This window comes from Luteimonas sp. A649, from assembly GCF_054072735.1.
In genome coordinates, this window is record NZ_JBSVRQ010000001.1 from 1,105,479 (window position 1) to 1,118,589 (window position 13,111).

The window sequence follows — 13,111 nt, forward strand, 5'->3', positions numbered from 1 at the left end:
TCCATGCCGCAGCGCAAGCAACCCGACAGCGACAAGCCCGACCGCGAACAGCGGCCCTATCCGCATGGCAGCGGCGACCGCAACGCGTGGTCGCCCACCCGCAAGGATCCGATGCCCAAGCACGAAGGCGGCACGCAGCGTAAAGCGCCGCCGGAACCCGATCCTCGCGGATGATCGACGTCATCATCGTCGGCGGCGGGCCGGCGGGTCTTACGGCCGCGTCCTACCTGCGCCGTTTCCACCGCTCCTGCGTCGTGCTCGATGCGGGGCAAAGCAGGGCGCGCTGGATCCCGGAGAGCAACAACTGCCCGGGTTTTCCGCAGGGCGTGTCCGGCGAGGCGCTCCTGCAGCGCCTGCGCAAACAGGCGGCCGCCGTCGATGTCCCCATCGAGCAGGCGACCGTGGACCGGATCGCGCGCAGCGGGGAGGGCTTCCAGGTCCATGCGGGTGGGCGCCGCTGGGAGGCGCGCAGGCTCATCCTCGCCACCGGCGTCAGCGACCGCCTGCCGCGCGATGACTGGGTCGAGCCCGCGGTCGCGTGCGGCGCGCTCAGGCTGTGCGCGATTTGCGACGCCTATGAAGCGAGCGACCTGGCCATCGGCGTCTACGGGCCCAGCGACGCGATCGGTGCCCACGCCCTGTTCCTGCGCGCGTATTCCAGTGCCGTCCATGCACTCCCGACCGATGCCGGCGAGGGCGGCGGCGCCGGAGCGGACGCGCGGGCGGCCGGCGTGGCGTGGATGCCCGGCGCCGGGCGCCTGGATTTCGACGGCCGGCGATGCAGCTATGCACCGCCAGGGCAACCCCCGGTCGCGTTCGACACGGTCTATGCCTATCTGGGAAGCGACACGAGCGCGGCCATCGCGGCAGACGCCGGCGCGGAGCTTACGGAGGAGGGCGAGATCATCGTCGACGCCGACCAGCAGACGCGGCTGCCGGGGATGTACGCCATCGGCGACATCGTCAGCGGGCTCAACCAGATCTCGGTGGCGGTTGGGCATGCGGCGATCGCGGCGACGCATGCGCACAACGCGCTGCCATTCGTCGCACGCGCGCCGGGTGAGCGGCCGCGCGGGCAACAAAAAACCCCGCTTGCGCGGGGTTTCGTGTCATCCCTCGGGTCTCAGTGATACCTGCTGAAACCTAATGATGGTGCCCAGAAGAGGACTCGAACCTCCACGGAGTTGCCCCCGCTAGCACCTGAAGCTAGTGCGTCTACCAATTCCGCCACCTGGGCAGGTGGGCGCGTATGGTGCAATGCGGCGGCAGCGCTGTCAACGGTTGACACGCACGGAGCATCGACGGCGCGCGCGTACAATTGCCGGATGACAAAAACCACCGACACGCGCGGCACAGGCCGCGGCAAGACCCCTGCAAAGCCAGGGACAGCCAAGGGTGCATCCGGCCAGCCCGCGAAGGGCACGACGGCTGCGGCGAAACCTGCCGCGAAGCGTGCGCCTGCAGGCAAGGCGAAGGCCGGCGCACTGCCCGCATGGATGCCCGATCCCGGCCTGTTGCGGGCAATGAAGCCGCGTGGCCAGGACGTGCCGGCGGTTGAAGCCGCGGCGCCGCGCAAGGCTGCCGGAAAGAAAGAGTCGCCACAGGGCCCGGGCACTGGTGGACGGAAGCGGCGCGGTGCAGTGGACGATCCGCAGGCCGCGCGCGAGGCCGACCGCTACGAGAATCCGATCGCCAGCCGCGAAGCCATCCTGCAGGTGCTTGCCGATGCCGACGGCCCGCTTGACGCCGAGGCACTGCAGCAGGTCCTCGGCCTGGCCGATCCCGACCGTGCGATGGCGCTGGACAAGCGCCTGGGGGCGATGGTCCGCGACGGCCAGATCCTGAAGAACCGCCGCGGCGGCTTCGTGCCCGCTGCGAAGGCCGACCTGGTGCCCGGCACCGTGATCGCCAACCCCGAGGGCTTCGGCTTCCTGCGTCCGGAAAGTGGCGTCGGCGACGACCTGTTCCTGCCCCCCTTCGAGATGCGCAAGGTCATGCACGGCGACCGCGTGCTTGGCAGCGTGACCGGCGTCGACCGCCGCGGCCGCCGCGAGGGCGCGATCGTGGAGGTGCTTGAGCGCCGGGTCAGCCGCCTGATCGGCCGTTTCGCGATCGAGTCCGGGATCAGCTTCGTGGTCCCCGACGACCGCCGCATCCAGCGCAACGTGCAGATCCCCACCGATGCGCGCGAGGATGCGCGCGACGGCCAGCTGGTGGTGTGCGAAATCGTCGCGCCGCCGGACAACCACCGGCCGCCGATCGGTCGCGTGCTCGCGGTGCTGGGCGACAAGCTGACCGCATCGATCGCGGTCGAGGCCGCGATCCATGGCCACGACATTCCGCACGAATTCCCGGCCGAGGTGCTCGACGCCGCCGCAGCGGTTCCGGTCGATGTCGAGGCCCGCGAGGTGCAGGGCCGGCTCGATCTCCGCAAGCTCGCCCTGGTCACCATCGACGGCGAGGACGCCAAGGACTTCGACGACGCGGTGTACTGCGAGCCCAACCGCGACGGCTTCCGCCTGATCGTGGCGATCGCCGACGTGTCCCACTACGTGCGCCCGGACGAACCGCTGGACGTCGAGGCGCAGAAGCGCGCGACCTCGGTGTACTTCCCGGGCTATGTCGTGCCGATGCTCCCGGAGACGCTGTCCAACGGCATCTGCTCGCTGAAACCGAAGGTCGACCGCCTGTGCTTCGCCTGCGACATGCAGGTCGACCGCCGCGGCAACGTGGTCTCGTATTCCTTCCACGAGGCGGTGATGCACTCGCACGCGCGCCTGACCTACAACCAGGTCTGGAACGCCGTGGGCGATGGCGTGCCCGATGCCGACCGCGAGGCCGCGCTGGCCTTCATCGGCGCACAGATGCCGCAGGTGCTGCAGCTGCACCAGTTGTTCAAGGTGCTGGAGAAGGCGCGCCAGCAGCGAGGTGCCATCGACTTCGAGAGCTCCGAGGTGCGCTTCGTGCTCGGCCCGCAGGGTGAGGTCACCCAGGCCGGCATGATCCAGCGCAACGACGCCCACAAGCTGATCGAGGAATGCATGATCTCGGCCAACGTCGCCGCTGCGCACGCGTTGCTCGCGTCCGCGATCCCGGCGCCGTTCCGCGACCACGACCGCCCACCGGAGGGCAAGTACGCCGACCTGCTCGAATTCCTGAAGGAGTTCCAGCTGCGCCTGCCGACCTGGGCAAAGGTGCGTCCGCGCGATTTCCGCAAGCTGCTCGAGACCGTGCGCGAGCGCCCGGACGCGGCGCTGCTGGAATCGGTGCTGCTGCGCAGCCAGTCGCTGGCGGTGTATTCGCCCGACAACATCGGCCACTTCGGCCTGGCGCTGGAGGCCTACGCGCACTTCACGTCGCCGATCCGCCGCTACGCCGACCTGCTGGTGCACCGCGCGATCAAGCACGCGCTCGTGGGCGGCAACGCCGCGCAGTACAAGTACTCGTCGCACGAGATGGCGGCGCTGTCGCTGCAGTGCTCGGAACGTTCGCGCCGCGCCGACGAGGCCCAGCGTGAAGTCGACGAGCGCTACCGTGCGGCCTGGATGGAAGAGCACGTCGGCCGCGAGTTCGACGGCGTGGTCAGCGGGGTGACGAGCTTCGGCCTCTTCATCGAGCTCACGGAGTCCAAGGTCAACGGCCTGGTGCACGTGACCCAGCTGCCGAACGACTTCTACCACTTCGACCCGATCCGCAAGACCCTGACCGGTCAGCGTTCGGAGCGCGAGTACCGGCTGGGCGACCCCGCGCGCATCGTCGTGCTCAAGGCCAGCGTGGAAGACCTGAAGATCGACTTCCGCCTCGTCGAGGAAGGCCAGCGGCAGAAGGGGGGGGCGACTCCTCCCGCGCCCCGTGGGCAGCCTGCGAAGCGGACGAAGAAGAAGTACTGAGGAACCCGAACGCGATGAGCAACAAGCAGAACCAGTGGATCGTCGGCATCAACGCCGTGGCATCGGCGGTGGAGAACGATGCCGACAACGTGCGCGAAGTGCTGGTCGAGGCGGGCGCGAAGAACCCGCGCATCGGTTCGATCGAAGAGGAAGCGCGGCGCCGCGGCATCGATGTGCGCCGAGTCGCGCAGCAGGCGTTGGACGGCGTCGCCGGCGGGCTGCGCCACCAGGGTGCGGTCGCGCGCTACGCGGCCGCGAAGACGCACGACGAAGACGACCTGCCGGGCCTGGTGGAGGCCGCGGAAGGGCGCGCCCTGCTGCTGGTGCTCGACGGCGTGCAGGACCCGCACAACCTCGGCGCCTGCCTGCGCAGCGCCGCGGCCGCGGGCGTGACCGCGGTGGTGATTCCCAAGGACAAGGCGGTGCAGGTCAACGCCACGGTGCGCAAGACGTCGGCCGGCGCGGCGGACAGCATCCCCGTGGTGCGCGTGACCAACCTCTCGCGCAGCCTGCGCGACCTGCAGAAGCAGGGCGTGTGGATCTACGGCCTGGCGGGAGACGCCGTCGCGTCGCTGTACGGCATCGACCTGCGCGGCAACGTGGCGCTGGTGCTGGGTGGCGAAGGCGAGGGCCTGCGCCGGCTGACGCGCGAGCATTGCGACCAGTTGGTGGCGTTGCCGATGCCGGGTGCGGCCGAGTCCGGCGTCGAGAGCCTGAACGTCTCGGTGGCCGCGGGCGTGTGCCTGTTCGAAGTCGTCAGGCAACGACTCGGCTGATATGGCACGGATTCGCAGGACCGTCCGCTGGCGCGGTCGCCTGCTGCGCCATCACCGCCAGGGACGGCGGTCTTCGCTCCACGATGAATCGCGGGACGGGGCCATCTCCCACGGACCGCCGAGCCCCTTCACCCCGTGCGGCCCGGTGCCGTAGTAGCCGGGGCCATGGAAGTAGCCGGGACCGTCGTACTGTCCGACATGGATGCGCATGTTCAGCGTGTTCACGTTGCCGGCGCTGCCGGCGTATTCCTTGCAGAAATTGATGTCGGCCGCATTCCAGTGGCTGTTGCCGCCGCGCGAGGAATGGCCGATGCCGGTGCTGAAGCTGCCTGTGACGCTACGTTCGCTGCCGTCCGGCGCCGGCGGGCAGTGGGAAGCCGCCGCGACGTCACCGCGGCGCGCCAGTTCGCGTTCGCGCAGCACCCTGTCGTAATCGGTGTCGGGCACACCCGGCGCAGCGGACGCCGCGGCACTTGTGAACAGCGGCGCCCGGGGCAGGTCGAGATCGAGTGCGGTCCCGTCGCCGGACGCCACCGCGACAGCGGACGACAGCAGCAGCGCCAGAGTGGCCGAAGCCGCGGTGAACCGGCTGGAGCGAGTGCGTATCTTCATCATCCGAAGATAGCAGGGAGGGTTTGAACGCACGCTGCGCCGGATTCCGCAACTGTGGAGCCGCGCCTGCGTACTAGGCCGGGAGACTGCCCTGGGGGCCGACGTCGCGCGCGGCCGATGCGCTGCCGCCGTCTGGTCCATGCCCGCTGGTATCCGTTGTGCCGGGTGCCGGTGTCGCATGCCGCCCCCAGCTGTTGGCGATGGTGCAGAACAGCTGTGCCGTGCGCTCGGTGTCGTAGACGGCGGAGTGCGCTTCGTCGCTGTTCCACTCCAGGCCCGCCGCCTGCACCGCGCGTGCCAGCACCGTCTGCCCGTAGGCGAGGCCGGCCATGGTCACGGTGTCGAACACGCTGAACGGATGGAAGGGATTGCGCTTGTGCTCGCTGCGGGCGACCGCGGCGTTGACGAAATTGAGGTCGAAATGGGCGTTGTGCCCGACCAGGATCGCGCGCTGGCAACCGTGCTTGCGCACGGCGGTGCGCACGGCGGCGAAGACGTGGTCCAGCGCTTCGCGTTCGGGCTTCGCAAACCGGAACGGGTGGTCCAGGTCGATGCCGGTGATCTGCAGCGACTTTGGATCGATCTCGGTGCCCGGCGCGGGAATCAGGTGCGCGCTCGCGCCTTCGCCCAGGATGTAGCGCCCGGCATCGTCGAGATCGATCGGCAGCACCGCGATCTCCAGCAGCGCGTGGCGATTCCAGTCGAAGCCCCCGGTTTCCACGTCCACCACCACGGGAAGGTAGCCGCGGAAGCGAGCGGACATGGGGGCGAAGGCGGGCGGGGCCGCGTCGGCCTGGGTCGGGGTCGGGGTAGTCACCGGCGCTAGTCTAGCCGAGTGCTGACACCGGCCTCAGCGGCGTAAGCCGGGAACGATGCCTTCCCGGTGCCAGCGCAGCAGCATGGCCACGCCTTGCTCGACGAAACCCGCATCGGGGACAGCCCCGGCCTCGGTCGCCAGGGCTTCGAGCTGCGCTCGGCCGCTGAGCTCCGGCGCTTCGTCCAGGCGCTGCAGCAGGCGCCAGGCCAAGGGGCTGGGCGCGTGGAAGTGCACCCGGCCATCCTCCCCGCGATGCAGGAGCAGCAGCGTGGGCGAGGCCGGCAGCGTGTCGGGCAGGCAGTCGGGGCCGATGCAGTGCACTGGCCAGGCGTAGGCCAGCGGCCAGGCAAGGGGTGACAGCAGGGGCCGCCCGGCGAGCAGCTTCGTGATGGCGTCGCGGCCGTCGTTGACGTCGGTTGCGGGCAACGGGTCGTGCGCGATGTCGTCCACCCGCGCCTCGCTGACCTGCAAGGCCAGCTCGATCCATTCGTAGTGCGCCAGCTCCGGGAGCCAGGGCTCATGGCCGCCGCTGTCTTCCAGCCAGCGCAGGAACTCGCGCGGCAGCTCCGGAAACAGCGGCGTGCGGCAGCCGTGGTCGCGGTAGAACTCGCGGACCAGGGCTGGCCACCCATCGCCGCGGATGCGCCGGATCACCGGGAAGTTGCCAGCCAGCAGGCGCGAGACGTTGTTGAAGAACAGGTCGCGGTAGACCTGCATCCGGCGCGGGTCGATGCCCGGCGGCGGCGGATGGCGGGCCGGATCGCGGATGTGGGCGCTGAACGCGTCCTGCTGCAGGGACAGCGCATTGGCGGCAGCGAGTCCTTCGGGTGGGGAAGCCTGCACGGGCACGGCGCCACGTACGTGCCCGCCGCCTGGGCCGACCGGGCCGGGAAAATCAGGCGGCACGGCTACGGGCCGGGGCGTCGGCGAGGTGCCCGCGCACGACGCCAAGTTCTCCCAGCAGCTCCTCGAACGGCGGGAAATCGAAGTCGCGTTCGAGCAGCGTCGGCCGCGGGCCGAACAGCGCATAGGCCTCGGCGAGCAGCGCCCAGACCGGGTCGGCCACCGCGGCGCCGTGGGTGTCGATCTTCAGGCCCGGCGCTTCGTCGCGATGGCCGGCCACATGGATGTAGGCGATGCGCGCGCCCGGCAGTCCGCGCAGGAAGTCCCCGGTGTCATAGCCGTGGTTGGTCGCGTTGACCACGATGTTGTTGACGTCCAGCAGCAGGTCACAGTCGGCTTCGTCGAGCACCGCGTTCACGAACTCGAGCTCGCTCAGCGGGCGCGCGCCGGCTGCGGGCGGGAAGCTTGCGTAGTACGAGATGTTTTCGACCGCGATGCGCCGGCCCAGGATGTCCTGCGCGCGGCGGATGCGCGCGGACACATGCCTTACCGCCTCATCGCTGAAGGGGAGCGGCAGCAGGTCGTAGAGATGGCCCAGGCTGTCGCCGCAGGCGCTGAGATGTTCGCTGTAGACCGGCGCGCGGTGCGCGTCGAGGAAGCGGCGGAGCTTGTGCAGGAAGGTCTCGTCCAGCGGCGCCGGGCCACCCAGCGACAGCGACAGGCCATGGCAGGCCAAGGGGTGGCGCGCGGCGAGCTCGGCGAAGGCCTCGCCCGGTGCACCGCCCACGCCGATCCAGTTCTCGGGCGCCGCTTCGAGGAAATCGAAGCTTCCCGCCGGCGCGGCGCGCAGTTCTGCAAGCAGCGCGCGGCGCAGCCCGAGGCCGACCGCGCGCGCGTGCAGCGGGATGTCGATCATCGTGAAACGCCACGCGGCTGCCCGCACGGCCGGTTCAAGCCGCGATCAGGCTGCGCCACCGCAGGCACCGGAACCGCCGCACTTGCCCTCACCACATTTGCCCTCCTGCGCGGCCTTGTCGGCGTCCTTGTCTCCGGACGCGGCCTTCTTCTCCGCGTGGTGGGCGTCGTGCTCGTCCTTGTCGACGAAGCCGTCGCCATTGCCGTCCATGGTCGCGAAGTAGGACGGATCCTTCTCCGGGTGCGCGGCGCTGAACTCGTCCGCCGACATGCGGCCGTCGCCATCGGTGTCCACGCGGGACATGCCGCAGCGGCCTTCGGCGTCCTTGGTCGCGACGGCCGGGTCGGCGGCTTCCTGTGCAGCGACCATGTAGCCGCTGGCGAGTGGAGCCATTGAGAACGCAGCGCCGGACAGCGCGATGCCGCCCAGGGCGGCGGCGACCGCAAGGGCGACGGGCTTGGCATGGGACTTGGACATGCTGGCGATCCTCATCTGCGGCAGGAGGCCGCTCGGGGCACCAGTATGCCGCAGCCCCGTTCACTCAGTGTCGACGGGCCGTGCGGCGGTTTCAGACCGCGGTATTGGTGTCGTCGGCCTTTGCGCGCGGGGGAAGGTTGTCTTCGCCGCGCACCGTGAACCAGATGTTCTCGGCGATGTTGGTGGCGTGGTCGCCGATGCGCTCGAGGTTCTTGGCCATGAACAGCAGGTGGGTGCAGCCGGTGATCGCGCGCGCATCTTCCATCATGTAGGTCAGGAGTTCGCGGAACAGGCGGGTGTACTCGGCGTCGAGCGCAGCGTCGCGGTCGCGCACGGCCTGGGCGGCTTCCGCGTCGTGGTTTCGGTAGGCCTCGAGCACGTCCTGCACCTGGCGCACGGCAAGGGCACCGACGTGGGCGAGACCACCGGCCACCGGCAGCGCCGGCGCCTGGTTGAGCGCGATCGAGCGCTTGGCGATGTTGGCGGCGTAGTCGCCGATGCGCTCGATGTCGGACACGATGCGCAGTGCCGCCAGGATCTCGCGGAGGTCGCGTGCCATCGGGCCGCGCAGCGAAAGTTGCATCACGTCGTGGCTGACCACGCGCTCGATTTCGTCGATGGCCTCGTCGTTGGCGACGATGTGGCCGGCGGCGCGATCGTCGCGGCGCTCCACCACGTCCAGCGCGGCCTGCAGCTGGGCGATGGCGAGTTCGCCCATGCGCACGATCTCGCCGATCAGGCGCTCGCGCTCTTCGTCGTGGCTGCGGACGATGTGCTCATGCGGGGGGGTGTTCATCCGAACCGTCCAGTGATGTAGTCCTCGGTCTGTCGCTTCGAGGGATTGGAGAAGATGGTCGCGGTCGTATCGTGCTCGATCAGGTCGCCGAGGTACATGAAGGCGGTGTAGTCGGACACGCGCGCCGCCTGCTGCATGTTGTGGGTCACGATCACGATCGTGTAGTCGAGCTTCAGCTCTTCGATCAGCTGCTCGATGCGGCTGGTCGAGATCGGGTCCAGCGCCGAAGTCGGCTCGTCGAGCAGCAGCACTTCGGGGCGAAGGGCCACGGCGCGGGCGATGCACAGGCGCTGCTGCTGGCCGCCGGAAAGTCCAAGCGCGCTCTGTCCGAGCTTGTCCTTGACCTCGTCCCACAGCGCGCCCTGCCGGAGCGCCGCCTCCACGCGGTCGTCCATCTCCGCCTTCGACAGCTTCTCGTGGTGGCGGATCGCGTAGGCGATGTTCTCGTAGATGGTCATCGGGAACGGCACCGGCTTCTGGAACACCATGCCGACCTTCGAGCGCAGGCGGTTCATCGGGTACTTCGGCGACAGGATGTCTTCGCCGTCGAGCAGGATGCTGCCGCTCGCCACCTGCCCCGGGTAGAGGGCATAGATGCGGTTGAACACGCGCAACAGGGTGGACTTGCCGCAGCCGGAGGGACCGATCAGCGCGGTGACGCGCTTTTCGGGGATCTCCATCGCCACGCCCTTGATGGCGTGGAATTTGCCGTAGTGGAAGTCGAGGCCACGCACCGAGATCTTCACCGGCGCAGGCTCCACGACCGGTCGGCGCGGGGTGGCGGTGGACAGCGTGGCGCGTCCGTAGTCGATGTGGGCGGGGGCGTCGTTCATCGGCGGGGTCCGGAGGAGGGTAGTCGAGTCAGTCATGGCTGATGCGGTTGCGCAGCAGGAGCGCGCGCGCGCCGAGGCTGATCAAGAGGACGAAGGTGGTGAGCACCAGCGCGCCGGCCCAGGCCAGGTCCTGCCAGCTCTCGTAGGGACTGCCGGCGAACTGGTACATCACGGCCGGCACGCTGGCCATCGGCTGCATGACGTTGCTGTTCCAGTACAGGTTGCCGAAGGCGGTGAACAGCAGCGGCGCGGTCTCGCCGCTGATGCGCGCCAGCGACAGCAGGATACCGGTGACGATGCCTGCCGACGCGCTGCGATACAGCACCTGCACGATCACCTTCCACTGCGGCACGCCGAGTGACAGCGCCGCTTCGCGCATCTGCGTGGGGACCAGGCGCAGCATCTCGTCGGTGGTGCGCAGCACCACGGGCAGCACGATGAAGGCCAGGGCCACGGCGCCCGCGAGCGCAGAGAAGTTGCCGCCGGCATGCATCACGAAGAGCGTATAGACGAACAGGCCCAGCACGATCGACGGCGCCGACAGCAGGATGTCGTTGACGAAGCGCACCACGGTCGCGGTTCGGCTGCCTGCGCCATATTCAGCGAGCCATGTGCCCGCGGCGACGCCGAGCGGGGCGCCGATCAGGATCGCCAGCCCGCACATCACCGCCGAGCCGAACAGCGCGTTGCGCAGGCCGCCCTCGGTCATTGGCGGCGGCGTGTCCTTGGTGAACAGGTCCCAGTTGATGCCGGCAATGCCCTTGGACACCAGGGTCCACAGGATCCAGGCCAGGAACAGCAGTCCGATCACCGCGGCCACGCACGACAGCGACAGCGCGATGGCATTGGTGATGCGGCGACGGACATAAAGGTGCCTGCCGGCGACGGGGTGGGAGGCCGACATCAGTTGCCCTCCCGGCGCGCCAGCCGCGCCAGCATCAGTCGCGCCAGCGCCAGCACCACGAAGGTGACGATGAACAGTACGAAGCCGAGCAGCAGCAGGGCCGAACGGTAGGTATCGGTCGCTTCGCCGAAGTCGTTGGCGATCAGCGCGGCGATCGTGGTGCCGGGTTCGAGCAGCGAGGGCGTCAGGCGCACGCTGTTCCCGACCACGAAGGCGACCGCCATGGTTTCGCCGAGCGCACGGCCGAGGCCGAGGAAGATGCCGCCGATCACGGCCGAGCGGGTATAGGGCAGGACGACGTCCCAGCACACTTCCCAGCGGGTGGCGCCGAGTGCGTAGGCCGATTCCTTCAGCCGCGTCGGCACGGTGAGGAAGACTTCGCGCATCACCGATGAAATGAACGGCACCACCATGATCGCCAGCACCAGGCCGGCGGTGAGCACGCCGATGCCCAGCGGCGGGCCGCGGAACAGCATGCCCAGTCCGGGCACGGTGCCGAGGTGTTCGTTGAGCCAGGGCGTGACATGGGTGGTCATCACCGGCACGAGCACGAACAGGCCCCACATGCCGTAGATGATCGACGGGATGCCGGCGAGCAGCTCGATCGCCGCGCTCACCGGGCCGCGCATCCAGCGCGGCGCCACCTCGGTCAGGAACACGGCGATGCCGAAGCTGACGGGCACCGCCAGCATCATGGCGATGATCGCGGTGACCACGGTGCCGTAGATCGGTGCCAGCGCGCCGTAGCGGTTTTCGACCGGGTTCCACTCGGCCGACAGGAAGAACGACAGGCCTTGGGATTGCAGCGCGTCGCGGCCGCCCCAGAGCATCGAAAGCGCCGCGCTGGCGAGGGCGAGCAACACGAAGGCGACCGTGCCCACGAGGGCATAGCGGAACCAGCGGTCCGCGCGTGCGTCGCGCAGGTCGCGGCTGCTGGGGGCGGTGGCGGTTGCGGGCAGGGCGGTGGCGTTCATCGGTGTCCCGGGGTTCCTTGGCCGCCCGCCGCGCGTGCGGCGGGCATGCGTGCCTTAGTTGAACTCGGCGGCCCAGTAGGCCTCGACCTGCGCCACCAGTTCCTCGGGCAGCGGCACGTAGTGGAGTTCGCTGGCCTGCGTCTGGCCACTCTCGAAGGCCCACTTGAAGAAGTCCAGGGCGGCCCTGCTGCGTGCCGGGTCCTTGGGCTGCTTGGGCATCAGCATGAAGTTGGTGGCGGTGATCGGCCACGAGTCGGCGCCCGGGGCGTCGGTGATCACCAGGTTGAAGTCGGTGGCCGAGGCCCAGTCCGCGGTACGTGCGGCGGCCGCGAAGCTCTCGGCGCTGGGTTCGACGAAGTTGCCCGCGGCGTTCTGCATCGACGCGTAGGGCATGGTGTTCTGCAGCGCATAGGCGAGCTCGACGTAGCCGATCGCGCCCTTGATCTGCTGCACGTACGAAGCCACGCCCTCGTTGCCCTTGCCGCCGACGCCCAGCGGCCAGGAGACCGAGGTACCTTCGCCGACCTGGTCCTTCCACGCCGGGCTGGTCTTGGACAGGTAGTTGGTGAAGTTGAAGCTGGTGCCCGAGCCGTCGGAGCGGTGGACGATGCTGATCTTGCCGTCGGGCAGGGCGAGGCCGGGGTTGAGCGCGGTGATGGCCGGCGCGTTCCAGGTTTCGATCTTGCCGAGGAAGATGTCGGCCAGCACCGGGCCGGTCAGCTTCAGCGCGCCCGGCGCCAGGCCTTCGATGTTGACCACCGGCACCACGCCGCCGATCGCCGACGGGAACTGGCCCAGATTGGCCTCGGCCAGCTCTTCGCTCGACAGCGGCATGTCGCTGGAGCCGAAGTCGACGGTGCCCTGCTTGACCTGGGCGATGCCGCCGCCCGAGCCGATGGACTGGTAGTTCACCTGGCGGCCGGTCGCGGCGTTGTAGTCGGCCGACCACTTCGACACCAGCGGATAGATGAAGGAGGCGCCGGCGCCGGACACCTGGTTGGCGATGGCCTCGCCACCGGCGTCAGTGGCCGGGGCGTTGCCGGAGGGCTGACAGGCGACGGCGAACAGCGCCGACGCGAGCGCGAGCGAGACGAGACGCAGCTTGGGGAGGGTCATGGCGGGGTTCCAATGTGGCGGGGGCCGGGTTGCGGCGTACGCTCATTGGATGATGTTTTTGTGACAGCTTCATGACGGTCATCGCTCCGCGCCCGCCGCGGGTGCCGGAAACCGGGAAAAAGCCGGGCCCGTGCGGGCCCGGAAATGAAGCAGGAAT

The 13,111-nt window shown here is 69.3% G+C and carries 13 protein-coding genes, 1 tRNA gene and 1 pseudogene; 4 read left to right on the forward strand and 11 right to left on the reverse strand.

From position 1 onward, the window contains the following. Positions 1-3 precede the first annotated feature (3 nt). Together ACW5E8_RS05190 and ACW5E8_RS05195 are read left to right on the forward strand one after the other, a co-directional pair. Positions 4-174, forward strand: coding sequence for a hypothetical protein (locus tag ACW5E8_RS05190; RefSeq protein WP_456964409.1), 171 nt, complete (start codon positions 4-6; stop codon positions 172-174). Next, positions 171-1,130, forward strand: a complete 960-nt coding sequence (locus ACW5E8_RS05195) for an NAD(P)/FAD-dependent oxidoreductase (protein ID WP_456964410.1) — start codon at positions 171-173, stop codon at positions 1,128-1,130. The genes ACW5E8_RS05190 and ACW5E8_RS05195 overlap by 4 nt, the downstream gene beginning before the upstream one ends. Before the next feature lie 20 nt (positions 1,131-1,150). Here ACW5E8_RS05195 and ACW5E8_RS05200 read toward each other — a convergent pair. Then, positions 1,151-1,237 (reverse strand) — tRNA-Leu (locus tag ACW5E8_RS05200). 88 nt (positions 1,238-1,325) lie between these two features. Between ACW5E8_RS05200 and rnr the strand changes: the two genes are divergently transcribed. Together rnr and rlmB are read left to right on the forward strand one after the other, a co-directional pair. Next, the gene (rnr, locus tag ACW5E8_RS05205; RefSeq protein WP_456964411.1) at positions 1,326-3,890 is read left to right on the forward strand and encodes a ribonuclease R; all 2,565 of its coding nucleotides are present in this window, start codon (positions 1,326-1,328) and stop codon (positions 3,888-3,890) included. 14 nt (positions 3,891-3,904) lie between these two features. Next, entirely contained in the window at positions 3,905-4,666 is a 762-nt protein-coding gene (gene rlmB / locus ACW5E8_RS05210; protein WP_456964412.1) for a 23S rRNA (guanosine(2251)-2'-O)-methyltransferase RlmB, read from the forward strand. Between the two features lie 51 nt (positions 4,667-4,717). On the opposite strand, the gene ACW5E8_RS05215 is transcribed toward rlmB, so the two are convergent. From ACW5E8_RS05215 to pstS, 10 genes and pseudogenes are all read right to left on the reverse strand, one after another. Continuing rightward, the gene (locus ACW5E8_RS05215) at positions 4,718-5,278 is read right to left on the reverse strand and encodes a hypothetical protein (protein ID WP_456964413.1); all 561 of its coding nucleotides are present in this window, start codon (positions 5,276-5,278) and stop codon (positions 4,718-4,720) included. Between the two features lie 187 nt (positions 5,279-5,465). Continuing rightward, positions 5,466-6,041, reverse strand: a pseudogene (rnt, locus tag ACW5E8_RS05220) (ribonuclease T); the annotation flags it as partial. Between the two features lie 87 nt (positions 6,042-6,128). Continuing rightward, positions 6,129-6,938 carry an HvfC family RiPP maturation protein gene (locus ACW5E8_RS05225; protein WP_456964414.1) on the reverse strand — a complete coding sequence of 270 codons (810 nt, stop codon included), beginning with the start codon at positions 6,936-6,938 and terminating at the stop codon, positions 6,129-6,131. 52 nt (positions 6,939-6,990) lie between these two features. Continuing rightward, positions 6,991-7,854: an HvfB family MNIO-type RiPP peptide maturase gene (locus tag ACW5E8_RS05230; RefSeq protein WP_456964415.1), complete on the reverse strand. Its 864-nt coding sequence runs from the start codon at positions 7,852-7,854 to the stop codon at positions 6,991-6,993. Between the two features lie 45 nt (positions 7,855-7,899). After that, the gene (locus tag ACW5E8_RS05235) at positions 7,900-8,331 is read right to left on the reverse strand and encodes an HvfA family oxazolone/thioamide-modified RiPP metallophore (protein ID WP_456964416.1); all 432 of its coding nucleotides are present in this window, start codon (positions 8,329-8,331) and stop codon (positions 7,900-7,902) included. A 91-nt stretch (positions 8,332-8,422) separates the two neighbouring features. Continuing rightward, on the reverse strand, positions 8,423-9,127 hold the full coding sequence (gene phoU / locus ACW5E8_RS05240) for a phosphate signaling complex protein PhoU (protein ID WP_456964417.1): 705 nt from the start codon (positions 9,125-9,127) through the stop codon (positions 8,423-8,425). After that, entirely contained in the window at positions 9,124-9,996 is an 873-nt protein-coding gene (gene pstB / locus ACW5E8_RS05245; protein ID WP_456964418.1) for a phosphate ABC transporter ATP-binding protein PstB, read from the reverse strand. Before pstB ends, phoU begins: the two co-directional genes overlap by 4 nt. Then, complete coding sequence (pstA, locus tag ACW5E8_RS05250) at positions 9,989-10,864, reverse strand: phosphate ABC transporter permease PstA (RefSeq protein WP_456964419.1); 876 nt, start codon at positions 10,862-10,864, stop codon at positions 9,989-9,991. The genes pstB and pstA overlap by 8 nt, the downstream gene beginning before the upstream one ends. Continuing rightward, on the reverse strand, positions 10,864-11,838 hold the full coding sequence (pstC, locus tag ACW5E8_RS05255; protein WP_456964420.1) for a phosphate ABC transporter permease subunit PstC: 975 nt from the start codon (positions 11,836-11,838) through the stop codon (positions 10,864-10,866). Before pstC ends, pstA begins: the two co-directional genes overlap by 1 nt. A gap of 54 nt (positions 11,839-11,892) precedes the next feature. Continuing rightward, a complete protein-coding gene (gene pstS / locus ACW5E8_RS05260; protein ID WP_456964421.1) occupies positions 11,893-12,954 on the reverse strand; it encodes a phosphate ABC transporter substrate-binding protein PstS in 1,062 nt (353 codons plus the stop codon). Between the last annotated feature and the right edge of the window lie 157 nt (positions 12,955-13,111).

Excerpts from the sequence above, each read along its gene's own strand:
- ACW5E8_RS05230 (WP_456964415.1), bottom strand. The coding sequence starts at position 7,854 with ATGATCGACATCCCGCTGCACGCGCGCGCGGTCGGCCTCGGGCTGCGC.
- rnr (WP_456964411.1), top strand. The coding sequence starts at position 1,326 with ATGACAAAAACCACCGACACGCGCGGCACAGGCCGCGGCAAGACCCCT.
- pstC (WP_456964420.1), bottom strand. The coding sequence starts at position 11,838 with ATGAACGCCACCGCCCTGCCCGCAACCGCCACCGCCCCCAGCAGCCGC.
- pstB (WP_456964418.1), bottom strand. The coding sequence starts at position 9,996 with ATGACTGACTCGACTACCCTCCTCCGGACCCCGCCGATGAACGACGCC.
- ACW5E8_RS05190 (WP_456964409.1), top strand. The coding sequence starts at position 4 with ATGCCGCAGCGCAAGCAACCCGACAGCGACAAGCCCGACCGCGAACAG.
- ACW5E8_RS05235 (WP_456964416.1), bottom strand. The coding sequence starts at position 8,331 with ATGTCCAAGTCCCATGCCAAGCCCGTCGCCCTTGCGGTCGCCGCCGCC.
- ACW5E8_RS05215 (WP_456964413.1), bottom strand. The coding sequence starts at position 5,278 with ATGAAGATACGCACTCGCTCCAGCCGGTTCACCGCGGCTTCGGCCACT.
- rlmB (WP_456964412.1), top strand. The coding sequence starts at position 3,905 with ATGAGCAACAAGCAGAACCAGTGGATCGTCGGCATCAACGCCGTGGCA.
- phoU (WP_456964417.1), bottom strand. The coding sequence starts at position 9,127 with ATGAACACCCCCCCGCATGAGCACATCGTCCGCAGCCACGACGAAGAG.
- pstA (WP_456964419.1), bottom strand. The coding sequence starts at position 10,864 with ATGTCGGCCTCCCACCCCGTCGCCGGCAGGCACCTTTATGTCCGTCGC.
- ACW5E8_RS05195 (WP_456964410.1), top strand. The coding sequence starts at position 171 with ATGATCGACGTCATCATCGTCGGCGGCGGGCCGGCGGGTCTTACGGCC.
- pstS (WP_456964421.1), bottom strand. The coding sequence starts at position 12,954 with ATGACCCTCCCCAAGCTGCGTCTCGTCTCGCTCGCGCTCGCGTCGGCG.